The organism is Arthrobacter sp. SE2, assembly GCF_058244265.1.
The window spans coordinates 47,803-69,929 of the sequence record NZ_JBZAYA010000019.1 but is presented as its reverse complement, the minus strand read 5'-3'; the positions used below and the strand labels follow the sequence as shown (position 1 = coordinate 69,929).

General features: G+C 64.3%; 21 protein-coding genes. 9 read left to right on the top strand and 12 right to left on the bottom strand.

Features of this window, described 5'->3' with window-relative positions; translation table 11 throughout:
• The first annotated feature begins 8 nt into the window (after positions 1–8).
• The 4 genes from AC4CS3_RS20220 to bcp all read left to right on the top strand — a co-directional run bounded on the left by AC4CS3_RS20220 (position 9) and on the right by bcp (position 3,835).
• On the top strand, positions 9–1,241 hold the full coding sequence (locus AC4CS3_RS20220; RefSeq protein WP_490784936.1) for a glycerate kinase: 1,233 nt from the start codon (positions 9–11) through the stop codon (positions 1,239–1,241).
• Positions 1,234–2,595, top strand: a complete 1,362-nt coding sequence (gene allB, locus AC4CS3_RS20215) for an allantoinase AllB (protein WP_490784935.1) — start codon at positions 1,234–1,236, stop codon at positions 2,593–2,595. The genes AC4CS3_RS20220 and allB overlap by 8 nt, the downstream gene beginning before the upstream one ends.
• A gap of 9 nt (positions 2,596–2,604) precedes the next feature.
• On the top strand, positions 2,605–3,300 hold the full coding sequence (locus AC4CS3_RS20210; RefSeq protein WP_490784934.1) for a winged helix-turn-helix domain-containing protein: 696 nt from the start codon (positions 2,605–2,607) through the stop codon (positions 3,298–3,300).
• 67 nt (positions 3,301–3,367) lie between these two features.
• Positions 3,368–3,835, top strand: a complete 468-nt coding sequence (gene bcp / locus AC4CS3_RS20205; RefSeq protein WP_490784933.1) for a thioredoxin-dependent thiol peroxidase — start codon at positions 3,368–3,370, stop codon at positions 3,833–3,835.
• Between the two features lie 225 nt (positions 3,836–4,060).
• On the opposite strand, the gene AC4CS3_RS20200 is transcribed toward bcp, so the two are convergent.
• The 5 genes from AC4CS3_RS20200 to AC4CS3_RS20180 form a co-directional block, all read right to left on the bottom strand.
• Positions 4,061–5,680, bottom strand: coding sequence for a zinc-binding metallopeptidase family protein (locus tag AC4CS3_RS20200; RefSeq protein WP_490784932.1), 1,620 nt, complete (start codon positions 5,678–5,680; stop codon positions 4,061–4,063).
• A 193-nt stretch (positions 5,681–5,873) separates the two neighbouring features.
• Positions 5,874–7,472 carry a thiamine pyrophosphate-binding protein gene (locus tag AC4CS3_RS20195; RefSeq protein WP_490784931.1) on the bottom strand — a complete coding sequence of 533 codons (1,599 nt, stop codon included), beginning with the start codon at positions 7,470–7,472 and terminating at the stop codon, positions 5,874–5,876.
• Between the two features lie 30 nt (positions 7,473–7,502).
• Positions 7,503–8,261, bottom strand: a complete 759-nt coding sequence (locus AC4CS3_RS20190) for an amino acid ABC transporter ATP-binding protein (RefSeq protein ID WP_490784930.1) — start codon at positions 8,259–8,261, stop codon at positions 7,503–7,505.
• Positions 8,262–8,266: 5 nt separating this feature from the next.
• Positions 8,267–9,163: an amino acid ABC transporter permease gene (locus AC4CS3_RS20185; RefSeq protein WP_490784929.1), complete on the bottom strand. Its 897-nt coding sequence runs from the start codon at positions 9,161–9,163 to the stop codon at positions 8,267–8,269.
• Positions 9,160–10,104 (bottom strand): ABC transporter substrate-binding protein, encoded by a 945-nt coding sequence (locus tag AC4CS3_RS20180; RefSeq protein WP_490784928.1) that lies wholly within the window; start codon positions 10,102–10,104, stop codon positions 9,160–9,162. The genes AC4CS3_RS20185 and AC4CS3_RS20180 overlap by 4 nt, the downstream gene beginning before the upstream one ends.
• A gap of 186 nt (positions 10,105–10,290) precedes the next feature.
• Here AC4CS3_RS20180 and AC4CS3_RS20175 point away from each other — a divergent pair, with 186 nt between their 5' ends.
• Entirely contained in the window at positions 10,291–10,971 is a 681-nt protein-coding gene (locus AC4CS3_RS20175; RefSeq protein WP_490784927.1) for a TetR/AcrR family transcriptional regulator, read from the top strand.
• 18 nt (positions 10,972–10,989) lie between these two features.
• Positions 10,990–12,201, top strand: coding sequence for an aminotransferase-like domain-containing protein (locus tag AC4CS3_RS20170; RefSeq protein WP_490784926.1), 1,212 nt, complete (start codon positions 10,990–10,992; stop codon positions 12,199–12,201).
• 177 nt (positions 12,202–12,378) lie between these two features.
• Here AC4CS3_RS20170 and AC4CS3_RS20165 read toward each other — a convergent pair whose 3' ends face one another.
• The 5 genes from AC4CS3_RS20165 to AC4CS3_RS20145 all read right to left on the bottom strand — a co-directional run bounded on the left by AC4CS3_RS20165 (position 12,379) and on the right by AC4CS3_RS20145 (position 17,536).
• Positions 12,379–14,052: an amidohydrolase gene (locus AC4CS3_RS20165; RefSeq protein WP_490784925.1), complete on the bottom strand. Its 1,674-nt coding sequence runs from the start codon at positions 14,050–14,052 to the stop codon at positions 12,379–12,381.
• Positions 14,053–14,095: 43 nt separating this feature from the next.
• Positions 14,096–15,094, bottom strand: a complete 999-nt coding sequence (locus AC4CS3_RS20160; RefSeq protein ID WP_490784924.1) for a C-terminal binding protein — start codon at positions 15,092–15,094, stop codon at positions 14,096–14,098.
• Positions 15,084–15,890, bottom strand: a complete 807-nt coding sequence (locus AC4CS3_RS20155; RefSeq protein ID WP_490784923.1) for an amino acid ABC transporter ATP-binding protein — start codon at positions 15,888–15,890, stop codon at positions 15,084–15,086. Before AC4CS3_RS20155 ends, AC4CS3_RS20160 begins: the two co-directional genes overlap by 11 nt.
• Positions 15,887–16,621 (bottom strand): amino acid ABC transporter permease, encoded by a 735-nt coding sequence (locus AC4CS3_RS20150; protein ID WP_490784922.1) that lies wholly within the window; start codon positions 16,619–16,621, stop codon positions 15,887–15,889. The genes AC4CS3_RS20155 and AC4CS3_RS20150 overlap by 4 nt, the downstream gene beginning before the upstream one ends.
• Positions 16,622–16,687: 66 nt before the next feature.
• A complete protein-coding gene (locus AC4CS3_RS20145; RefSeq protein ID WP_490784921.1) occupies positions 16,688–17,536 on the bottom strand; it encodes a transporter substrate-binding domain-containing protein in 849 nt (282 codons plus the stop codon).
• 192 nt (positions 17,537–17,728) lie between these two features.
• Here AC4CS3_RS20145 and AC4CS3_RS20140 point away from each other — a divergent pair, with 192 nt between their 5' ends.
• On the top strand, positions 17,729–18,760 hold the full coding sequence (locus tag AC4CS3_RS20140; protein ID WP_490784920.1) for an Lrp/AsnC family transcriptional regulator: 1,032 nt from the start codon (positions 17,729–17,731) through the stop codon (positions 18,758–18,760).
• Between the two features lie 179 nt (positions 18,761–18,939).
• Here AC4CS3_RS20140 and AC4CS3_RS20135 read toward each other — a convergent pair whose 3' ends face one another.
• Complete coding sequence (locus AC4CS3_RS20135) at positions 18,940–20,034, bottom strand: pyridoxal-phosphate-dependent aminotransferase family protein (RefSeq protein WP_490784919.1); 1,095 nt, start codon at positions 20,032–20,034, stop codon at positions 18,940–18,942.
• A 359-nt stretch (positions 20,035–20,393) separates the two neighbouring features.
• Here AC4CS3_RS20135 and uraD point away from each other — a divergent pair, with 359 nt between their 5' ends.
• Both uraD and uraH read left to right on the top strand, forming a co-directional pair.
• Positions 20,394–20,924 (top strand): 2-oxo-4-hydroxy-4-carboxy-5-ureidoimidazoline decarboxylase, encoded by a 531-nt coding sequence (gene uraD, locus AC4CS3_RS20130; RefSeq protein WP_490784918.1) that lies wholly within the window; start codon positions 20,394–20,396, stop codon positions 20,922–20,924.
• Entirely contained in the window at positions 20,921–21,262 is a 342-nt protein-coding gene (uraH, locus tag AC4CS3_RS20125; protein WP_241710130.1) for a hydroxyisourate hydrolase, read from the top strand. The genes uraD and uraH overlap by 4 nt, the downstream gene beginning before the upstream one ends.
• A 63-nt stretch (positions 21,263–21,325) precedes the next feature.
• On the opposite strand, the gene AC4CS3_RS20120 is transcribed toward uraH, so the two are convergent.
• Positions 21,326–22,108: a 3-oxoacyl-ACP reductase gene (locus tag AC4CS3_RS20120; RefSeq protein WP_234754369.1), complete on the bottom strand. Its 783-nt coding sequence runs from the start codon at positions 22,106–22,108 to the stop codon at positions 21,326–21,328.
• Positions 22,109–22,127 lie beyond the last annotated feature (19 nt).

The following is a 22,127-nucleotide window of genomic DNA, read 5'->3' as shown; positions in this document are numbered from 1 at the left end:
GGTACGGAATGCGTGTGGTCATAGCCCCGGACAAGTTCAAGGGTTCGCTGTCAGCTCCCGAGGTCGCGAGCCGCTTGAGCGCCGGACTGCGGGCAGGTTTCGCAGCCAGCCACCCGGGCGAGGGCTTTGAAACCATGCTCATTCCAGTGGCCGACGGCGGCGAAGGGACTCTCGACGCCGCCGTCGGCTCCGGCTTCACCCGCCGCAGCGCCACAGTCACAGGACCCACGGGCCAGCCGATCAAGGCCGAATTCGCCGTCCGCGGCGAGGAAGCCGTCATTGAAATGGCTGCAGCCTCCGGACTAGCAGTGCTGCCAGGCTTCAGCGACGGCAACGCCCCGAACACCGAAACGGCCAAGAGCTCCACAAGCCTGGGCACGGGCGAGCTCATCCGCGCGGCCCTGGACCTCGGCTGCCGGCACATCATCCTCGGCGTCGGTGGCAGTGCCAATACCGACGGCGGTGCCGGCGTCCTGCAGGGCCTCGGTGCGGTCCTCCTCGACGCCGACGGCAACGAACTCCCCGGCGGCGGCGCGGCACTGGCGCGCCTGGACCGGATCGACTTCTCGAACCTCGACGTCCGCTTGGAGGTCACCGAGTTCGTCCTGGCGTCCGACGTCGACAATCCCCTTTTGGGCCGCACCGGCGCCGCCGCGATCTTCGGACCGCAGAAGGGCGCGACGCCGGACGACGTCACCTCGCTCGACGCCGCCTTGGCCCATTTCGTCCAGGTCCTCGCCAGCGAGATCGGCTCCGAAGCCCAGGACGCCGCACAGGCACCGGGCGCTGGCGCGGCGGGCGGCGTCGGCTACATCGCCATCGCGGCGCTGGGCGCGGCACGCAGGCCGGGCATCGACGTCGTACTCGAATTCACTGAACTCGAGCAGCGGTTGGCCGGCGCGGATCTGGTGATCACCGGCGAAGGCAGCCTCGACGAACAAAGCCTCCTCGGCAAAACGCCCATGGGCGTGGCGCGGGCGGCAGCGCGTTCGGGGATCCCTGTGATTGCCGTCTGCGGCCGCAGTACGCTGAGCCCGGAACAACTTTCGGAGTCCGGTTTCGAGTCGGTCCACGCATTGACCGAGCTCGAATCCAATGTAGAGAAATGTATAGCTGAAGCAGGGCCGCTGCTTGAAGAATTAGGTAAGCACATCGGCGTGCGCCTCCCGGGAAATTCCCAGAGCCAGGTATCCACCCAAGACGCAGCGCGAACCGAGACCAAGGAGCAACTCCATGTCTGAAGAAACCACCACAGCACACGGCCCGTTTGACCTGGTCATCCGCGGCCAGCGCATCCTCACCACCGCCGGCATCACCGCCCGCGAAGTCGGTGTCCGCAACGGCGTGATCGTCGCGATCGAACCGCTGGGCAACGGCCTCTCCGGCACCGAGGTAATCGAGCTCGGCGACGACGAAACCCTCATCCCCGGCCTCGTGGACACCCACGTGCACGTCAACGAGCCCGGCCGCACCGAATGGGAAGGCTTCGCCTCCGCCACCCGCGCCGCAGCAGCCGGCGGCGTCACCACCATCATCGACATGCCGCTGAACTCCATCCCTCCCACCACCAACGTGGAAGGCCTCAAGCTCAAGCGCGAAGTTGCCGAGGACCAGGCATTCGTGGACGTCGGATTCTGGGGCGGCGCCATTCCGGGCAACAAGAAGGACCTCCGTCCGTTGCACGACGAGGGCGTCTTCGGCTTCAAGTGCTTCCTGCTCCACTCGGGCGTGGACGAGTTCCCACACCTCGACGCGGACGAGATGGAAGAGGACATGGCCGAGCTCAAGTCCTTCGACTCCCTCATGATCGTCCATGCCGAGGACTCCCACGCGATCGACCACGCACCCCATCCCGGCGGCGCACACTACTCCACGTTCCTTGCCTCCCGCCCCCGCGGCGCCGAGAACAAGGCGATCGCCGAAGTGATCGAACGCGCCCGCTGGACCGGCGCGCGCGCCCACATCCTGCACCTCTCGTCGTCGGACGCGCTGCCCATGATCGCTTCGGCAAAGCGCGACGGCGTCCACCTCACTGTCGAGACCTGCCCGCACTACCTCACGCTCATGGCCGAGGAAATCCCCGATGGCGCCACCGCCTACAAGTGCTGCCCTCCCATCCGCGAGGCCTCCAACCGCGAACTGCTCTGGCAGGGCCTGCAGGACGGCACGATCGACTGCATCGTCTCGGACCACTCGCCGTCGACGCTTGACCTGAAGGACCTGGACAACGGCGACTTCGCCGTGGCGTGGGGCGGCGTCTCCTCGCTGCAGCTGGGGCTCTCCTTGATCTGGACCGAAGCACGGCACCGCGGCATCTCCCTTGAACAGGTGGTGTCCTGGATGTCGGAGAAGCCCGCAGCCTTGGCCCGCCTGCACAACAAAGGCCAGCTGGCGCTCGGCTACGACGCCGATTTCTCCATCTTCGCGCCTGACGACGCGTTCGTCGTCGACGTCAAGAAGCTCAAGCACAAGAACCCGATCACGCCGTACGACGGCAAGGCGCTCTCCGGCGTCGTGCGCAAAACGTACCTGCGCGGTAGCGAGATCGACGGCCGGACGCCCAGCGGCAAGCTGATTCGCCGCGGCGGCGTGTAAGGCCAAGCCGTGGCCGTCAACGTCCATGCCCCGTACGGGCAACTGCCCGCACGGCTCAACGCCTCGCGGCACCAGCCCGCCGCCCGGCCTTCCGCGCTTCGGCCCGGGATGGTTCGGCCCGGGATGCACCCGCGCGGACTCGCCGTGTGGGTACAGCCCGGCGAAGGCCGTGAGATCGATCCCGAGGTTTGGGCCCGGGCCGCTGAAGCGGTCCTGGCCCGGGCCCGCAAACTTGCTCCGGGGGCGGAAGTCCTCCTTTGGCCCGCCGCCGGAGCCGCAACGTCCGGTGATTCTTTGGGATCGGAGGCGTCCGTTTCTGAAGCGCCCGACGCCGGAAGCCGCACCGCCGCTGCCAACCCGCCGGTATCCTTGGCCGGCCGGCGCAGCACAGTGGCAGTGGACCTGGCCGCGAACACCGTCCTCCTCGATGGGGTCCCCGTCAGCTTCACGGCGATGGAACACAGCCTCCTCCGTTACCTTGTGGAAAACCTGTCCCGCCCCATCCCACGTGAAGAATTGCAACGCTTTCTGGAGTCACTTGACTGTCCCGGCGCGGCATTTCGGTCCATCGACGTGTATGTTGGACGCGTCCGGCGCAAGCTGGGCTCAGCCCGCCATGTCATCGCCACAGTGCGTGGAGGCGGCTACCGGTTCGTGCCCGGACCAGGCTCCACAGTCCGCGGACCTGCGGAATACTGCATCTAGGCAGCCCGTTACACCAATAGATTGATCGCCGGCCACGGCGGTTGCCCGACAAGTCAAGGATCGCAACATGACCCAGAAACTCCTCGCCGGAACCCAGGCCCCCGATTTCGCGCTGCTCAACTCCGAAGGCGAGAAGGTCTCCCTGTCCGATTACCGCGGACGCAACGTCATCGTGTACTTCTACCCGGAAGCCGCCACCCCCGGCTGCACCACAGAGGCATGCGACTTCCGCGACAGCCTCTCCAGCCTGCAGTCCTCGGGCTACGAAGTCCTGGGCATCTCCCCCGACGCCCCGGAAAAGATCGCACACTTCGCCGGAGACTACTCGCTGACATTCCCGCTCCTTTCCGACGAAGACCACGCTGTGGCCCTCGCCTACGGCGCCTGGGGCGAGAAGCTCGTGAACGGCGAAGTGGTGGACGGGCTGGTTCGCTCCACCGTGGTGCTCGACGGCGAAGGCAAGGTCAAGCTGACCCAGTACCAGGTCAAGGCCCAGGGCCACGTAGCAGCCCTCAAGGCCGAACTCGGCCTGTAACGCCCGCTCACAAACACGGCCGTCCGGCGTGACGCCGGCTCACAAACAGGGCCGTCCGGCGTGACGCCGGCTCACAAACAAGGGCCGTCCGGCGTGACGCCGGCTCACAAACAAGGCCAAATAGGGAATCCTCCAGCAGCTGATCTGCTGGAGGATTCCCTATTTTCCGGCCGGAAGTGAGCGAGCGTTTGGGATTTGACCGTCATATGTGAGCGAGCGTCAGGGTCAGTTACCGTCGGCAGTGTTCCATGACTCTTCGGACACGGGGATCCACCACTCGCGTGCCTTGCCTTGGCCGATATATTCGGGCCAACGGAAATCCGTCGGCGCGCTGAAATCGGCAGGAAGCAGCGGTGCCACGGCACCGCGGCGGCGCTTCTCGGCGTCGAACTCTGTCTTTGCCTCCGCCAGCACGTCAGGAGAAGTCAGCAGATCCAGTACCATCCCGGCAATCATCTTGCCTGTCGCCGTGATGGTCGGGTCGATCGTCTCCGGGATGCCACCCATTGCGGTCATGGCCCAGCCCGGGTACGCAGTGCCCTTCTCGTCCGGCGCCAACGTGGGGCGCGCCGTGTAAAAGCGGATGGTGGGCGCGTACCAGGTCATTTCCACGTAGTCATCGCTGGTCCAGTTCTGCTGGGTTGCCGGGATATGCCGGCGCAGCTCTGCTTCGGCGCCCTGCGGGGTGATGAGCTCGGCCGTTGCCGGATGGAACGGATTTTCCATGGGTTCCACTCCACACGAGGCTTGGATTTCGCGTCCGATCTCGCGGGCCCGCTCATCCAAAACCGGGGCGCCAACAGCGAGGATGTTCTCCCAGGCCACCTGCGCGACGGTGTGGTTGGCGATCCCCGGACGATTGCGCGCCACCCAGCGGGAACTCACGCTGCAGTGCGATGCAGCCGCGGCGAGTTCCGCGTTGCGATCGAGCACAGCGAGTACTGAATCGGCTTCGGCGAGACTCGGGCAGCGCCAAGAATACTGGATCTGGGCCAGTCCAGCAGGTTGGTTATCCGCCGTCGCCTGCCCCGCGGTGAGGATCGCTTCCGACAGCGACCAGCCTCCCGCCTGCGGAAGCATCGAGTCCTGCGTCGTCTTGGTCAGCGAGAACATCGTGAACAGCGCGGCGTCCGCTCCAGGAGCCCGGGCGGCAGAGTGCGACGACGGGATGGGACTGTCGCCGTAGGTGTTGTTCCAGCCCTCCGGACTATCGCACGTGAAAGTGTAGATCTTGCTGTAGTACGAACCGCAGTGGGTATCCCAACGTGCGGTATTGCACAGGGGCATCATGTAGAACGGGTGGTACGAGATGATGGCATCCAGGTTGTCGTAATAGCCGCGCAGGCCGTGGACCACCTTGGATCCCTGGACCTTCTCGGCTGGTTCGCCGGTGTAGACCAAAGTGCCTGGGATGTTGTGCGATTGCATTGCATCTTTTGCCGCGAGGAAGCCCGCGAGTGTCGAAATTCCCAGAGCCGAATGCGGATCCGTGTGGCCCGGGGCAAAGCGCGACATGCCGGTTCGGGGCTCCCGCTTAGTCGACGCCGCCTGGCAATTGCCCGGGATGGCATCGTATTCGGCGTAGCCCAGGATCCGCGCGCCCGGACCGGCGGGACTTGTCCACTCGGCGGCGAAGGCAGTGGGCATGCCCCCACTGCCTTCCTCCACGGTGAAGCCATATTCCCGAAGGGTTCTCGCGTACCAGGCGCACGACTCGTACTCGCGCCAGGCTGGCTCGGCCAATTCCCAAATATTCGTGTGCCAGGCGGAAAGTTGCTCTTTCTGCTTCTCCACCCACTCCCATGCCGTGGCCTTCAGCTCGGCATTCTTGACCGTCCCGCTCATCGTGATCCTTCCTAAAGTCATGCAGATCTAAAACTGTTCCGCCGCCAAGCACCCGCCTCCCCATGACCCTCGCTCACGTATAGGGGCTTTCCGCCGGACGCTCGCTCACTTGCCTAAAGAAAGCGAGCGAGCGTCCGCCCAAGGGCCGTTATAAGTGAGCGAGCGTCCGGGGAGGGCTGGGCGTTGGGGGCCGCTACTCGATGCTCACGTGGATGAGGCTGGGGCCCTTGACGGCGAGTGCCTCGGTCACAACCCCGGCCAGCCCTTCGAGGGACTCCACGTTGAACGCCGCCAGACCGAAGCCTTCGGCCAGCCGCACCCAGTCGGGCTGCGTCAAGTTCACACCGACCGGGGCCAGATCCCGGTCCTCCATGTTTTGCCGGATTTCGCCGTAGCCCCCGTTGTTGACGCAGATGATGGGCAGGTCCACGCCCTGCTCCACGGCTGTGATGAATTCCTGGACAGCGAACATGAGCGCGCCGTCGCCGATCAGCCCCACCACCGGACGATCGGGGTCGGCCACCTTTGCGCCAATCGCGGCCGGCAGTCCATAACCCAACGTGGCGTACGCGGGCGTGTACAAGAGCTGATGCGGCTGCTGCATCGGGAAGAAGGACGTGGTTCCGAAATAGGTGATCTGCGAGGAATCACCCGCAATAACGGTGTCGGCCGGCAGCGTCGCCGCGAGGATCTCGTTGATTTGGGCCAGCACGGGTGCCATGGAGCGGGCCTCCGCCTGCAGTTCGGCACGCAGCGGAGCCAGTTCCGCCACCACAACAGGAGAGTGTCCGGCGAGTGCCGCGAGCAGTTGGGGCACGACGGCGGACGCGTTGCCGAGGAGCTCGACGTCCGGCGCAACGTTGCACTGCAGCTGGGCGGGGTCGATATCGATGCGGATGCAACTCCCCTGCGGCACGATCTTGCCGCCCCACAGCTCTGATTCGCCCACCTTGGAGCCGATCACCAGGAGCGCGTCCGAAGCGTTGCACAGGTCCTGGGCCGCTGCGAGCCGGATTTCCGAGCCCAGCGACAACGGATGGGCTTCCGGAATAGCACCCTTGCCATTGATGGTGGTCACCACGGGGGCCTGCAAGAGTTCTGCAAGTTCGAGCAGCGCGCCGCCGGTTCCGAGCGATCCGCCCCCGGCCAGGATCACCGGATTGGACGCGCGGCGGAGGATGTCAGCGGCGGTGGCGACGGCGTCGTCGGCTGCTGCTTTCGGCGCACCCAAGGGGCGGCCCTCCAGGGCGGAAGGTTCGACGTCGGACGCGCCCTCAAGCACGTCCAGCGGGATCTCGATGTGGACCGGACGCGGCCGCCCGTGCGCGAAGAAGGAGAAGGCCTCGTGGATCAGCTCCACGGCCTCGCTTCCGCTGGCTACCCGCGTGCTGCGTCCGATCAGGGCCCTGACAGCACCGGTGGGGTCCTTGGTTTCGTGCAGCAGCCCGATGTCTGAGAATTCGCTGCCGCGAGGCGCGCCCGGGGACAGGATGATCATCGGCCGGGACTCGCAATAGGAAGTGGCCGCGGCGGACATCGCGTTGAGCAGGCCTGGTCCGGAGGTGGTAATCACGACGCCGGGAAGTCCCTTGAGCTGGCTCCAGCCGTCGGATCCGTACCCGGCTCCTTGTTCGTGGCGGGTGGTGACCGGGCGGATGCCGAGCGGCTCCAGGTGACGGTAGAACTCGAGGTTGTGGGTGCCGGGGATTCCGAAGATCGCGTCGATCCCGTAGTTCCGCAGCGTGGTCATGACGGCGAGGCCGACGTTGTTGGTGGGGATGGAACTGGTCAAGATTGGCGTCCTTTGAACGTGAATTGCGGCCTAGAGAACTTTGGAGAGGAACGTCTTTGTTCGCTCGTGCTGTGGGCGGGTGATGATTTCGTTGGGATCGCCGGCTTCGACAATGACGCCGCCGTCCATGAACGCGACGACGTCGGCCACTTCGCGGGCAAAGCCCATCTCGTGGGTCACGACGATCATGGTCATGCCGTCGCGCGCCAAGGCTTTCATGACGTCCAGGACTTCGCCCACGAGTTCGGGATCGAGTGCGGAGGTTGGCTCGTCGAAGAGCATGAGGTCGGGCTTCATGGACAACGCCCGGGCAATGGCTACGCGCTGCTGCTGGCCGCCGGAGAGCTGGGCCGGATAGTGTCCTGTGCGGTCGGCGAGGCCCACCTTGGCCATGAGCTCGCGGGCTTCGGCCTCGGCTTGGGCCTTGGGAACCTTGAGGAGTTTGACCGGGCCCATCATGACGTTTTCAAGGGCAGTCATGTGGCCGAAGAGGTTGAAGGACTGGAACACCATGCCGATCCGGGAACGACGCTTGTTGATGTCCTTCTGGTGTGCCTCGATGAGCCTATCGCCGTGGACCTCATAGCCGATCATGCGGCCGCCCACCAGGATGGTTCCGGAGCTGGTGGTTTCGAGATGGCTGACGCAGCGGAGCAAGGTGGATTTGCCGGAACCGGAGGGGCCGATCAAGCAGGCCACTTGGCCGGATTCGACCGTGAAGTTGATGCCTTTGAGGACCTCCATGCCGGAGAAATCCTTGTGCACGTTGAGAAACTGGACTTCAGACATTGCCGCTACGCCTTTCGTGCCTGGATGGTGTTGCCGCGGGAGTACCGCTTCTCAATGCGGGCCTGGACGAGCGAGAGGATGGTGGTGAGCAGGATGTACCAGAGGCTCGCCACGATCAGGAGCGGGATCTGCTGGAGGTTGCGGGCGTAGATCTGCTGGGCGTTGTACAACAAGTCGCCGACGCCGATCACGATCACCAAGGAGGTGGTCTTGAGCATGGAGATGGTCTCGTTGCCTACCGGCGGAAGGATGATCTTCATGGCCTGGGGGATAACCACGTGGCGCAGGGTTTCCATCCGGCTGAAACCCATGGCGTGGGAGGCCTCGGACTGCCCCGTCGGAACACCCATCAGGCCTGCACGCACGATTTCTGCCATGTAGGCGCCTTCGTTCAAGCCGAGGCCCAGGATGCCGGCCACGAACAGCGGCAGGACGTCGTTGGTGTTCCATTCCACCAACATTGGACCACCGGGGATGCCGATGCCGATGGTGGGGAAGAGAACAGCAGCGAAGCCCCAGAAGAGCATCTGCACCATGAGCGGCGTGCCCCGGAAGAACCAGATGTAGGCACCGGCCACGCCGCGCAGGAGCGCGTTGTCAGACATCCTCATGACCGCGATCATCAGGCCGATCACGAGTCCCAGGACCATGGCAATGGCCGTGAGTTCCATCGTGGTCAAGAGGCCGTTGAGGATGCGGATATCGAACAGGTACTTGGCCACGGTGGGCCAGCCGAAGCCGGGGTTGGTGACGATGACGTAGGCGCCCATCAGCGCGAACAGACCCACCACCACCATGGCGATAAGTTGTCCGGGCCGTTTGCGCTTGAGGACGGGCCGCGACGCCAAATCCGCGAAGTCATGCCGTGCCTCGGCGGTGATTGGCAGCTCGGACATGGTCATGACCCCGCCGTCGGGTTGACCTCAGACTTGGTGATGATGCCGGACTTGAGGTTCCAGGCGTCCACGATCTTGGCGTAGGTGCCATCGTCCATGAGCGACTGGACCGCCGCCTGGAATGCCTTGGACAGGCCGCCGTCGTCCTTCGGGCTCACGACGCCGGACAAGGACGGCTCCACGAGGATGGAGTCCACGGAGGTGAAGGCGTCCGGCTGCAGCTGGGCGTAGTACCCGGTGAGAGCGTTGTCCGCCACAAGTGCCTGGGCGCGGCCCGAGGCCACGGCCTGGTTGACGTTGTCCTGCTGGGGCAGCAGCAAGGAAACCGGCTTGTCCTTGCCGGCGTCTGCGCACTTCTTGTCGAAAGACGGAAGCACGCTCAGCGCCTGGGTTGTCCCGGTCTGGGCGGCAACGGTCTTGCCGCAGAGGTCCAGTTCCGAGTTGATGCCCAGCGGATTGCCCTTTTTGACCATCACGGACGTTCCTCCGCGCATGTAGCTGACCATGTTGACCTTGTCCATGCGCTCGTCCGTGATGGAGAAAGCTGCCCAGGAGGCGTCGTATCGCCGGGCTTCGATACCGGCCAGGATGCCGTTGAAGTCGGCCTTCTCGATGTTGATGGTGACGCCCATCCTCTTCGCCACGGCCAACGCCATGTCCGGCTCGAGGCCGACAATCTTGCCCTGGTCATCGGTGAAGTCGATGGGGGCGTAGGTGGGGTCGGTGACGAGGGTCAGCGAGCCCTTGCTCTTGATGGCAGCCGGAAGGAGCGCCTGAACCTTGGAATCGGCTTGCACGGCCTGCGCGAGTTCCTGGCCGCTCTGGCTGCTTTGACCGCTGGCCGAGGCGTTGCCGGATGCCGTAGCGGCTACACCTTCGGTGTTGGAGCAAGCCGTCGTCAACGCCAGGAAACTGATGGCTGCCGCTGCCACGAGCGGGCTTTTCATGCCTTTTCGCATCATTTGTGGATCTCCGGTTCAAGTCGGGTTGAAATAACAATATGTTCAACTTATTGTGAGATGAGTAACAACGCGTGTCAAGGGACCATGGCAACATCGTGGAGAGATGACTACGGGCACCCACAAGGCGCCCTACCTGGACCAGCGCGACCAGACAAACGAAGGAGCAACGGCATGAGCGAGACAAACCCGGGCCGCCGCACGCGAAGCGTCACAGCCGAAGCCATGGCAGAACGCCGGCAGAGCATCCTGCACCATGCCTCGCAGGTAATCTCCCGCGAAGGCGTGGAGGGTTGCTCCTTCGCCGAACTGTCGGAGGCCTCAGGCTTCAGCATCGGCATGATCCAGCACTACTTCCGGCACCGCGAGCGGCTCATTGGCGCCGCAGTGGAGTACCGCATCGACGAATCCCTCGCCGAATGGCAACGTATCTACGATCAGGGCAACAATGCGGTGGAACGCCTGCACGATCTGCTGACGTTCTCCATCCAAAGCGACACCCCGTTCGAAGAAGCGTGGGGATTCTGGCTGCAGATCTACGCTGCAGCGCACAAGAACTCCGAGATCCGGGAAAGCGTCGCGGCAGTCTGGACGTCATGGCGGGGCCTGTTCGTCCGGGCGCTCGAGGAGGCAGTGGACGAGAAACTGCTCCAACCTGCCCTCGATATTGACGAAGTGGCTACCTTGCTTCTGGCCACGATCGACGGACTCGCGATCCAGTCCTTGAACGGGGTCCACAGCTTCTCACCTGCGCAGATGATCGAGACCCTGCACCGCTTCGCCGCACGGGAGTTCGGCATCGACGCTGACGAATTCATCGACAAAAAGCGCTCCAAACTCGTGGACGCGCACTAAGACCACCGAAGGACCACCATGACCCTCACCACAGAGCTGTCCCATACCGGCCGGATGGCCAAGCGTGCGGCCGGTTTCCAGCCCTCGCCCGTCCGCGCAGTCTTCGATGTTTCCATGCAGCCGGGCATGATCTCCCTCGCCGGCGGCAACCCCTACCTGCCTGTCCTTCCGATGGAGCGCATCGCCGCCATGGCGTCCGACGTCGTTGCTCACCGGGGGCTGGAGGCCCTCCAGTACGGCTCGGGTGCGGGAACAGAGGAACTGCAGGCCCTGATCTGCCAGGTCATGGAACTCGAGGGCATCGAGACGTCCCCGCAAAACGTACAGATCACCGCGGGCTCGCAGATGGCGCTGGAACTCGTGACCAAGCTTTTCTGCGATCCGGGAGACGTGGTGATCGCGGAAGGACCCACGTATGTGGGCGCGCTCGGCGTGTTCGAAGGTTTCCAGGCCGAAGTAGCCCACGTGGCTATGGACAACGACGGCGTGGATCCCGACCGTCTCCAGGGCGTCATTTCCGGGCTCAAAGCGGCTGGCAAGACCATCAAGTTCTTCTACACGATCCCCAACTTCAACAACCCCAGCGGCATCAGCCTTTCCCTCGAGCGACGGCAGCGCGTGGTGGACATTTGCCGTGCCGAAGGCGTGCTGATCGTCGAGGACAACCCGTATGGCCTGCTGAGCTTCGATGGCACGCTCAAACCCGCCATGCACTCACTCGATCCGGACAACGTGTTCTACCTCGGCTCGTTCTCCAAGATCTTTGCCCCCGGCCTCCGCGTCGGCTGGGTGGTGGCGCCCCGGGAGGTGCGCGGCCGCCTCCAGATCGCCTCCGAAGCCACCACTATCTGCCCCTCGGTCTTGAGCCAGCTGGTGGTGGAGCAGTACATCAGCAGCTTCGATTGGCGGGACCAGATTGCCGCGTACAGTGCCGTCTACGCCTCCCGCTGCAAAGCCACCCTCGACGCCTTGGCTAAATACATGCCCGAAGGTACCCAGTGGACCACGCCTACCGGCGGCTTCTTCACCTGGGTAACCCTGCCCGAGGGCGTCGACACCGAGCACGTGCTCGCCGCGGCCATCGAAGCGGGAGTCGTGTTCGTGCCTGGCAGCGCCTTCTACGCCGACGGCGGTGGCAGCAACCAGCTCCGCATCGCCTTCTCCTACGCGCCGGAAGAGCAGCTCAGCGAGGGGGTCAAGCGCCTCGCTGAGGCCATCCGCCGGGTCTGAGCCTTCTGCAGGCAGAGCGAAACCCCGACGTCGGCACTCACCTGAGCGCCGACGTCGGGGTTTAACTGTGTTTACCTCTGCCGTCCTGATTCTCACCGACACGCCGGAAGGCTGCGGGATCGCCGGAAAGCGGCGATCTGGCGGCTTTCCGGCGATCTGGTGCAGGGCGTCAGAACCTCAGCCCGCGTACACCCGTACGCCGTTGACCCAGGTCTCCACAACCTCGATGCTGCTGATGTCACCTTCGGGCGCCTCGAGCGGGTCCGCGGCGAGGATCACGAAGTCGGCCAGCTTGTCCGGCTCCAAGGAACCAAGGTCCTTCTCGCGACCCATGGCCCACGCCCCGTTGATGGTGTGTGCACGGAGGGCTTCAACCACGTCGATCTTGAGATCATCCGGGCCCAACTGGACGCCGGAGCGGGTCCTGCGGGTCACGGACGTCTGAATGGCTTCCAGCGGACGGGGATCAGCCACCGGAGCATCCGAGCTCATCGTCACGGGGACCGCTGCGGCCACGAATTCGCCGAGGGGGTTGAAGCGCTCGCCCGGGGAGCCGATGGCATCCGTGACGCCGGGACCCCAGTTGTAGTAGTGCTGGGGCTGGTTGACGGGCATGATCCCTAGCTCGGCCATTTGCTCGATCTGCTCCAACGTGGGCAGTCCGCAGTGCTCGATCCTGTGCCGGTGATCCTCCCGCGGCGAAACCGAAAGAGCCTCGCTGACGGCGTCGAGCACCAACTGAATGGCCGTGGGCGATTGGGCGTGGGTCGCCGTCTGCAGCCCGGCGTTGTGCGCCTTGGCGACGAGTGCACGGTACTCGGCCGGCTCATGGTAGAGCGAGCCAGTGCGGCAGGGATCGTCGCGGTAGCCCTCCGGGAAGTACGCCGTCCAGCCGCCCAGGGTCCCATCCGCGTAGAGCTTGATCCCGGCGAAGGAAAGGAGTGAATCTCCGAACTTGTCCACGAGACCCAGCTCCAACACCTCGTCGAGGAGGCTCGACAGGAAGTAGGCGTTGATGCGAGTCACCAGTTCGCCCCGTTCCACGAGGTCCAGGTAGGCGCCAAATTCGCGCTTGGTCACCTGGGCATCGCCGATGGTGGTCACCCCGTGGCTGAGGAACTCGCGCTGGGCGTGCAGCAGCTGGGCGCGGTGATGTTCCTTGCTGTCCCCGAGATGGAAGTTCGGTCCGTGGTGCCCCAGCTTGACGCCTCCGTCTCCTGTGAGGATGTCGCAGGCGGCGTCGGAGAGCTCACCCGTCAGCTCGCCGTCGGCGTCCCGAAAGAACGTTCCACCCGACGGGTTGGGAGTCTCGCGGTCCACACCCGCCTTCGCGAGCACGTACGAGTTCACCACTCCGCCGTGGCCGCTCGCGTTCATGACGTACACCTCTCGCGTGGTGGAGACCGTGTCGAACTCCTGCCGCGTGGGGTGGCGCTGCTCGGCAAGGTTGCGGTGCTCGTAGCCATAGCCCCGGATCGGGGTGTCCCCCGGGTTGTCGGCTGCCGCCTTCGCCAGCAGTTCAAGCATGGTGGGGATGTCCGGCGCCGCGTCCGGCCCGCAATCCACCCAGGACAGCAGCTGTCCGTACATCAGGGGATGCGCGTGCGGATCGATGAAGCCGGGGACCAGCGTGCGTCCCCGGAGGTCGACGACGTCGGGCACCGCCGTCGTGAGCTTAAGCGCCGCCTCGCGGCACTCCTGTGGCGTCCCGACGGCGGCAACACGGTTGCCGATGACCAGCATCGCCTCCGCGACGGAGTTCAGGGCGTCGACGGTCCGGACGCGGCCGCCGAAGAACAGCGTTGCAGCGGGGGCTATGGGAGAAGTTTCATGGGATGCCAGGAATGACATGGGAATGACCTTTGCGTGTTGAAGTTTGCGGTACGGCTGGAACTCAGCGGGCGGGCGCCAGCTCGAACAACGGGGTGTCCGGGGCTCCGCTGCGCGCCTGGGAGATGACGTTCTGCGCCTGGATCCTGACGTATTCGGCCAGCGTGTACTCCGAGAGGAAGCCGACGTGGGGCGTCACGAGGATCCGCGGGTGGCCCATGAGCGGGTGGTCGGCAGGTGCCGGTTCGACGTCGAGCACGTCCAGCGCCGCGGCACGGAGGTGGCCGGAGTCGACGGCGGCACGCAGGGCTTCGTCGTCGATCAGCTGCCCGCGGCTGACGTTCACCAAGTAGCTGCCCGGCCGCATCGCGGCGAGGCTTTGGGCATTGATGATGTGCCGGGTTTCCTCCGTAAGCGGTATGTGCAAGGACACGACGGCGGATTCCCCCAGGACCTCTTCCAGCCCCGTACGGCGGATGCCTGCCTTCGCCAGCGCTTCCCTCGTGGCCGGAGTGTCCGGAAGGTAGGGATCGTAGCCGACAACTTCGCCGAAGACGCCGGAGCAAAGCTCCCCGAGACGGCTGCCGATCCGACCGAGTCCGATCAGCCCGAGCCGCTCCCGACTGAGCCGGAACACGGTGCTGTCCGGGCGGCCGTTCCAGTCCCCCACGGCCACGCGTCGCTGGAAGAACGGGATCTCGCGTGTGACGGCGAGGGCAAGCGCCAGAGCGTGGGAAGCGACTTCCTCGGTGGCCACGCCGGGAAGGTTGCTGACCCAAATGCCACGCTCCTTGGCGGCATCGAGGTCAACGTTGTCGAAGCCCATTGAGACCAGGGCGATGATCTTCAATCCCGGGATGGCGTCCATGACCTCGGCAGTCACGGGCGCGTAACCCACCAGCAAGGCTTCGGCATCTTTTGCCTGCTCCGCGATGACCGCGGGATCCTGGGTGCCGAGGTACCGTACCTCGTAACCGTTGTCCTCGAGCAGGGCGACGCCCGCGGAGTAATCGAGGTCTTCCATGTCCGTGTAGACGGCGAGGGGACGATGCTTAGTGGACATGGCTCAAGAACTTCCTGGTGCGTTGGTGCTGGGGGTTGTCGAAGAACTCATCCGGAGTGGCTTGTTCCACAATCACGCCACTGTCGAACAGGGTCACTTCATCGGCAACCCGACGGGCGAAACGGACTTCGTGGGTGACCACGATCATCGTCATGCCGTCGTTGGCCAGGCTTTCCATGACGTCCAGGACTTCGCCCACCAACTCAGGGTCCAGGGCGGAGGTCGGTTCGTCGAAGAGGAGGACGTCCGGGTTCATCACCAAGGCGCGGGCGATGGCCACGCGTTGCTGCTGGCCGCCCGAGAGCTCGGAGGGGAAATGCCCGGCCCGGTGCGAAAGACCCACTCGCTGGAGCATGGCCATGGCCTGCTCTTCGGCTTCCTTGTGGTGGATGCCCTTGACTGAAGTCAGCCCGAGCATCACGTTGCGGCAAGCCGTCAGGTGCGGGAACAGGTTGAACTTCTGGAACACCATGCCAATGTTGCGGCGTTCCTTGGCGAGTTCGCGTTCGGGCAGGGTCACGGTTCGGCTTGCCTTCTCACGGACACCGATGCGCCGCCCTCGGAGCCGGATCTCGCCGTCGTCGGCTGGCTCAAGTAGCGCCATCAGGCGCAACATCGTGGACTTGCCGGAACCCGAAGGACCCAGCACTGCTTTGACTTGTCCCTGACGGATATCGAATTCGACGCCGCGCAGGACGTGCTGGTCCTGGTAGCTCTTGTGGAGATTCCGCACGCTGAGTACGGGGTCGTTGGTGGACCAGGTTTCCGGCATGAGTTCCGGGCCGCTGTGGGTCATGACTGCACTCCTTGGCCGACTGGTTCCAGGATGGAAGGCTTCTTGGTTTTGGACCGTGACGTCCAGACGAACTTCTTTTCCACATAGCTTTGGAGAAGCGTCAGAAGGCTGACGATGATGAGGTAATACACGATTGCCGCCGCGTAGTACTCGGCGTAGCGGAAGGTGATGTTCACGCCCACCTGGGCCGTGGTGAGGAGTTCCTGCAGGGAAATAACGGAGGCAAGCGAGGAGAACTTCACGAGGCCGATGAACTCATTGCCGGTGGGAGGCAGTGCTGTACGGATGGCCTGTGGCAGGACGACCTTGAGCATGACCTTGACCGGCGACATTCCAAGCGCCCTGCCGGCAAGAGCCTGGCCCTCGTCGATACTGAGCAACGCAGAACGGATGATTTCCGCCATGAATGCCGCTTCCACGATGCCCAGGCCGATGAACGCGGCAATGAACGGGGAGAACCAATCCTGGCGGAGGACAGGGAAGAGCTGTGGCAAGGCGTTCCAGATGATGAGCAGCACCAGCAACGCCGGGATGGCCCGGAAGAACCAGGTGTAGATTCCGGCGACGCCCTGGGCGATCCGGCTGCGGGAGGTACGTCCCAGGGCAACGGCGAAGCCGATGGCCGTGGCCAGGATGAGTGAAAGCACCGCGACGGCGACGGACAGGAAAGCCCCGGACACGTAGCTCGGATTCACGAGTTGTTGGACGAAGATGTCGACGTCGAATTCCATCACCAACTCCTTTCGCGTTAGGTGGCGGAGGCCGCAGCACTGTTGCGGCCTCCGCGCGGAGGATGGCTAGGGGACGTCGACGATCGTGGAGTCGAGCTTGTTGTCCTTGGCGATCTTGCCCAGGGTGCCGCCCTGGTGGAGCTCCTTCAGCGCTTGCGCGATGGCGGGAGACAATGGATCGTTCTTGCGGGTGAATACGCCGAAGGTGGTATCGGCCGGGAAAACTCCCGGGGCCACGGTGAGCTTGCCCTCGTTCTGGGCTGCCATGTAGGCGGCCGCCACGTTGGTCTCGATCAAAGCGTCGGACTTGCCATTGAGGACAGCAAGCACGGTTTCGGCGGTCTTCGGGTATTCGGTGAGCTTGGGCTCGTCCTTGCCGGCCTTCTTACACTCATCTTTGAGTGCCGTGATGCGCGCGGCGTTGGCGGAGGCACTCTGCGCTGCGACGGAATGGCCGCACAGATCCAGCGAGGTCTTGTAATTCCCGGCGCTGCTTGGGGCGGCGAGGATCGCGGGACCGGCGTTCATCACGGCCGAAGCGTCTGCGACGTCCAGGCGGGCCTTGCTCATGTACAGGCCGCCGAAGATGGCGTCGCAGCGGCGGGTTTGGAGCCCCGGCATGAGACCGTCGAATGTGGTTACTTCGAACTTGGCATCGACGCCCCAGTGCTTGGCGAGCGCCCGGGCGGCATCGGCGTCGAACCCTGCGATGTCCCCGCTGGAACCGTTTGCGTAGTACTCCAGCGGCGCGTATTCGGGGTCGATACACAGGGTGAGCTTGCCGCTCGTGGTGAGTCCCTTAGGCGCGGTAGCCGAAGCCTGCCCCGTGGAACTGGGGGAAGCTGCGGCGGAGCAGCCGCTCAACAGCAGGGCCAACGCAGCGGCCGTCAAGGCGGGCTTCGTGAACTTGAGCATGTGCAGATCTCCAATTGAACTGTTGGGGTCGCGTGGAAACGCGAGTCGGAGTACGCCGATGTGGCGCTGATCACGATGCTAGCGAAAAAACCAGTCAAATCAAGCGAATCGGTTGTTTAATACTGATGTGACACAGTTTTTGTACGACGATCTTGTTTTTTGACTCCAAATCACTTGCCTGTCGCTTGACTCGTGAAAGTATTGAGTACGACGGCGGCGTTCGGCTCGGCGGGGCGCCGCACCTCGCTGAGCACCCGCTGCCGCGACCCCGAAGACAAGGCGGTTATTGTGAAGACCATGCATGATCTGGACGACAGGCTGATCCGCCTGCTGCAGGCCGATGGCCGCGCCTCGTTCAGCGAGCTATCGAAGCAACTGGGCGTAACGCGCTCCGCTGTGACGGCCAAGGTCAATGAGCTCACGTCCTCCGGAGAACTGCGGATTGTCGCGGCAGTCCATCCGCGCCTGCTGGGCCTGACCGCCGTCGCGCACATCTCCATCCATCTGAACGGTTCCGCACGCGCGGCCTTGGAGAAGCTGAGCCAATTGGACGGCGCCGTCTTCGCCTCCCTGACCACGGGCAAATACGGCATCATCGCCGAACTCCGCCTGCCCACGGTGGAAAGGCTCTATGAAGACGTCGAGGCCATCCGCCTTTGCGAAGGCGTGGCTGGCGTCGATGTCCTCATGTACAAAGAGGTGGTCCGCAGCCTCTTCCTCGGCAAGGAGCCACCGGACCCCCGTCTCGAACTTGACCAGGCGGATCTGCTCCTCATGAGCGAACTGCAGGTGGACGGTCGGCTCGGCTTCGAGGCCCTCGGCGAACGGATCGGGCTTTCGGCCAGCGCCGCCAGGATCCGGGTCCTTCGCCTGCTGGAAGCCCGCGTCATGCAGATCGGCCCGATCCGGAGCCGATCCGGTTCGTCGCGTTCCATGGCCTTTGGCTTCGGAATCTCGACGGCGGCGGGAACCGAGGAAGCCGTCGACTTCTTCTCGGCGACACCAGGCGTGGAGTTCATCGCCAGTTGCCTCGGCAGGCACGACCTTGTGGCCACCGTGGGCGTCAGCTCGCTGGACGAAATGTACGAGATCCTGGACAAGGTGCGCGCGATGGACTCGGTGGCAAGCGTGGAGTGCTGGCTGCACCTGAAAATCGTCCAGGAACGATACGCCAAGCCCCTCGATAAGATGCTCGCGACAAAGGCCCAATCCAACGGCCACTAGCACCCAACTTCCTGCCTCTTCGGCCCCTCGCTCACAAACAAGGCCGTTCGGCGTGACCCTCGCTCGCCTATGGGGCCAAAACAAGGAACCGTCGCGCAGATGACCTGCAGGACGTTTCGGTAATTTTCGGCCAGAAGTGAGCGAGCGTTTGGGATTTGGCCGTCATATGTGAGCGAGCATCAGGCTTTGGCGATCGCTTCTTCCAGCGCGCCAAGGACGAGCTTCACCGATGCCCTGTTGGCATTCGGACCCATCATGCCGATCCGCCAAACGGTCGACGTAAATGCACCCGCCCCGGAGCCGATTTCCATACTGAAGTTCTCCAGAAGGTAAGCGCGGACCGCAGCCGAGTCAACGCCGTCGGGCACTTTGACCGTGGTGAGGCTCGGCAATCGCGAGCCTTCCGCGGCAAACAGCTCGAGCCCCATCGCTTCAAGGCCATCCCGCAACTCGGCCCCGGCTGCACGGTGCCGCGCTTGAACAGCCGCGAGCCCCTCGGCCAAGATGCGGTCCAATCCGGCCTCGAGCCCGGCGATCATGGTCACCGGTGCCGTGTGGTGATACGTCCGGCTGCCGCTCGCCGCGCCAACATACCCACCCAGAAGGCCGATATCCAGGTACCACGAACGGGGCTCCTTGATGCGCCGCTCGAAAGCACGCTCGGACACTGTGAACGGGGACAAGCCAGGGGGCGCTCCCAAACACTTCTGCGTCCCGGCGTACCCGACGTCGATCCCCCAGTCGTCAGCCAGGAGTTCCAGCCCGCCGATGGACGTCACCGCGTCCACGATCAGGAGGGCGTCGCCTTTCCCTGCGCCAAGGGGCGCGACGTCGGACAGGACACCTGTGGAGGTTTCTGCATGGACCGCGGCAATCACTTTGGGATGCGGGTGCGCGGCGAGGACCCGCTCCGCGTCCACGGGCCGGCCCCATTCATGGTCGACGCGCACCACTGTGGCGCCGGATCGCCGGGCAACCTCACACATCCGCTCCCCGAAAAGCCCGTTGACGGCGATTACTGCCACATCGCCGTCGGACACCGTATTAACGAAGGCAGCCTCCATGCCGCCGGAACCAGTGGCACTCAACGGCAGGGTGCGGGCATTCCGGGTCCCCCACACCTTCCGGAGCCCAGCGCAGGTCCTGTCCAGGCGCTCTATGAACACCGGATCCAGATGCCCGATCACCGGGAATGCCAACGCGGCGGTCACTTCCGGATAGCAATTGCTGGGACCCGGTCCGAAGAGATACCGGGACGTCAGGACCTCTGGCATGGCGGAACTCCTTTGGCTCGTTGCTGACATTGTCCACCAGACGGCAATGGTGAGCGAGCGTTTCGGGAAAGGGCGGCAAAGGTGAGCGAGCGTCGGGGAAAATAGCCACATACGTGAGCGAGCGTCCCAGGGCAGGCAGGGCGTCGCAGGGAGGGTAGGTCGGGGCGGGAGGACCGGGGTGCGGTATTCTCTTGACACCGCGGCAGTCATTGGATTCACTATTACGTATGCTGAAATAACAGTTCCATGATGTGGAAGGCCTGGAGTGCGGAGGCACGCAGGTCCATCCGGCAGGAATCGCCGGAGTTCCGCATAGCCAACACCATGGATGCCAGCACTCGCACGAGGAATGAACAAGCATGCAGCTTGAAGTATTCAACAGCGTGGACCGTGCGGACGCCATCGACGTCCTCCGCCCATGCCTCGACATCCAGCGTTGGGTGGAGCACGTCGCAGATGCGCGCCCCTTCAGCGGCTTGGACTCCTTGCTCGACTTCGCCCGGGAAACCGCCGAGCCCTTCACCTCGGACGAAGTAGCGGCCGCGATGGCCCACCACCCGCGGATCGGCGAACGGCCCAAGGCACAGACCACCGAAGCCGCGATGTCCCGCTCCGAACAGGACGGCGTCGACCCCGGCGATGACGGCGTAGTCACCGCTTTGGCCGAAGGCAACCGTGAGTACGAGGCCAAGTTCGGCCGCGTGTTCCTCATCCGCGCGGCGGGCCGGACAGCCAACGAGATCCTCGCCTCCCTCCAAGAGCGCCTGAGCCACACCGCGGAAGAAGAAGACGTCATCGTGGCGGGCCAGTTGCGCGAAATCGCGGTGCTGCGCCTTGCCGGCGTCATCAGCGAAGCCAATGCCAGCAGCGAAGGAGTGCCAAACAAATGAGCGTTTCCCAGATAACCACCCACATCCTGGACACCGGTTCCGGGCGGCCAGCGGCCGGCGTCGCCGTCGTTCTCTCCGTGCGCGACGGCGACAACTGGAAGCATGTGGCTAGCGGCACCACCGACGCGGACGGCCGGATCAAGGATCTGGGCCCTGAGAAGGTCGACGGCGGCAGCTACCGCCTGAACTTCGCAACAGGTCCGTATTACAAGGCACAGGGCGTGGACACTTTTTTCCCGGAAGTGGACTTGAGCTTCACGGTGTCCGACGCAGGCGAGCACTACCACGTGCCGCTCCTGCTCAGCCCCTTCGCATTCTCCACGTACCGGGGCAGCTAACCCGATTGTTCCCCACCGGCGAGGGAGCCGGTGGGGAACAATCGACGGACGTGGAAGCTCCCCCTAGTCGATCGGGGTGACGTAGGCTCCCGAGATTCCGCCGTCAACCATGAAGGTCGAAGCGGTAATGAACGAGGCGTCGTCGCTCGCCAGGAAGGCGACCGCTGCGGCCAGTTCCTCAGGTTCTGCGAAGCGCCCCAAGGGCACGTGGACCAAGCGGCGCGCTGCCCGCTCCGGATCGGAAGCGAAGAGTTCCTTCAGCAACGGGGTGTTGACTGGCCCTGGGCATAGTGCGTTGATCCGCACACCCTTGCGGGCGAATTCGACGCCCAGCTCGCGGGTCATTGCCAGCACGCCGCCCTTGGAAGCGCTGTAGGAGATCTGCGAAGTTGCCGCGCCCATCACGGCCACGAAGGACGCGGTGTTGATGATCGAGCCCTTGCCCTGTTCCAACATGTACGGCAGCGCGTACTTGCAGCAGTAATAGACGCTCGTCAGGTTGACCTCCTGGACCCGGCGCCAGGCTTCAATTCCGGTGTCAAGGATCGAAGCGTCGTCCGGCGGCGAAATACCGGCGTTGTTGAAGGCGATATCCACGCTGCCGTAGTGGCTCTTTGCTGCGGCGAAGAGGTCGATGACTTCCTGCTCGTCCGTGACGTTGACCTTCACGAAGATGCCATCGACGGCGGCCGCTGCCGCTTCTCCAGCTGCCGGATCGATATCGGCGATCACCACGTTGGCACCCTCCGAGGCGAAACGCTTTGCCGTGGCCAAGCCGATCCCGCTGCCGCCGCCGGTGATGACGGCCGTGCGGTCCTTGAGGCGGTTTGAAATGAATTCGGTCATGGTGATTTCTCCTTGAATG

What these genes read in the sequence shown, in the direction of transcription:
- AC4CS3_RS20160 (WP_490784924.1), bottom strand. Translation starts at nt 15,094, where the DNA reads ATGTCCACTAAGCATCGTCCCCTCGCCGTCTACACGGACATGGAAGAC.
- AC4CS3_RS20150 (WP_490784922.1), bottom strand. Translation starts at nt 16,621, where the DNA reads ATGGAATTCGACGTCGACATCTTCGTCCAACAACTCGTGAATCCGAGC.
- AC4CS3_RS20220 (WP_490784936.1), top strand. Translation starts at nt 9, where the DNA reads ATGCGTGTGGTCATAGCCCCGGACAAGTTCAAGGGTTCGCTGTCAGCT.
- AC4CS3_RS20155 (WP_490784923.1), bottom strand. Translation starts at nt 15,890, where the DNA reads ATGACCCACAGCGGCCCGGAACTCATGCCGGAAACCTGGTCCACCAAC.
- AC4CS3_RS20175 (WP_490784927.1), top strand. Translation starts at nt 10,291, where the DNA reads ATGAGCGAGACAAACCCGGGCCGCCGCACGCGAAGCGTCACAGCCGAA.
- AC4CS3_RS20185 (WP_490784929.1), bottom strand. Translation starts at nt 9,163, where the DNA reads ATGACCATGTCCGAGCTGCCAATCACCGCCGAGGCACGGCATGACTTC.
- uraD (WP_490784918.1), top strand. Translation starts at nt 20,394, where the DNA reads ATGCAGCTTGAAGTATTCAACAGCGTGGACCGTGCGGACGCCATCGAC.
- AC4CS3_RS20165 (WP_490784925.1), bottom strand. Translation starts at nt 14,052, where the DNA reads ATGTCATTCCTGGCATCCCATGAAACTTCTCCCATAGCCCCCGCTGCA.
- allB (WP_490784935.1), top strand. Translation starts at nt 1,234, where the DNA reads ATGTCTGAAGAAACCACCACAGCACACGGCCCGTTTGACCTGGTCATC.
- AC4CS3_RS20170 (WP_490784926.1), top strand. Translation starts at nt 10,990, where the DNA reads ATGACCCTCACCACAGAGCTGTCCCATACCGGCCGGATGGCCAAGCGT.
- AC4CS3_RS20180 (WP_490784928.1), bottom strand. Translation starts at nt 10,104, where the DNA reads ATGAAAAGCCCGCTCGTGGCAGCGGCAGCCATCAGTTTCCTGGCGTTG.
- AC4CS3_RS20120 (WP_234754369.1), bottom strand. Translation starts at nt 22,108, where the DNA reads ATGACCGAATTCATTTCAAACCGCCTCAAGGACCGCACGGCCGTCATC.
- uraH (WP_241710130.1), top strand. Translation starts at nt 20,921, where the DNA reads ATGAGCGTTTCCCAGATAACCACCCACATCCTGGACACCGGTTCCGGG.
- bcp (WP_490784933.1), top strand. Translation starts at nt 3,368, where the DNA reads ATGACCCAGAAACTCCTCGCCGGAACCCAGGCCCCCGATTTCGCGCTG.
- AC4CS3_RS20200 (WP_490784932.1), bottom strand. Translation starts at nt 5,680, where the DNA reads ATGAGCGGGACGGTCAAGAATGCCGAGCTGAAGGCCACGGCATGGGAG.
- AC4CS3_RS20135 (WP_490784919.1), bottom strand. Translation starts at nt 20,034, where the DNA reads ATGCCAGAGGTCCTGACGTCCCGGTATCTCTTCGGACCGGGTCCCAGC.
- AC4CS3_RS20190 (WP_490784930.1), bottom strand. Translation starts at nt 8,261, where the DNA reads ATGTCTGAAGTCCAGTTTCTCAACGTGCACAAGGATTTCTCCGGCATG.
- AC4CS3_RS20145 (WP_490784921.1), bottom strand. Translation starts at nt 17,536, where the DNA reads ATGCTCAAGTTCACGAAGCCCGCCTTGACGGCCGCTGCGTTGGCCCTG.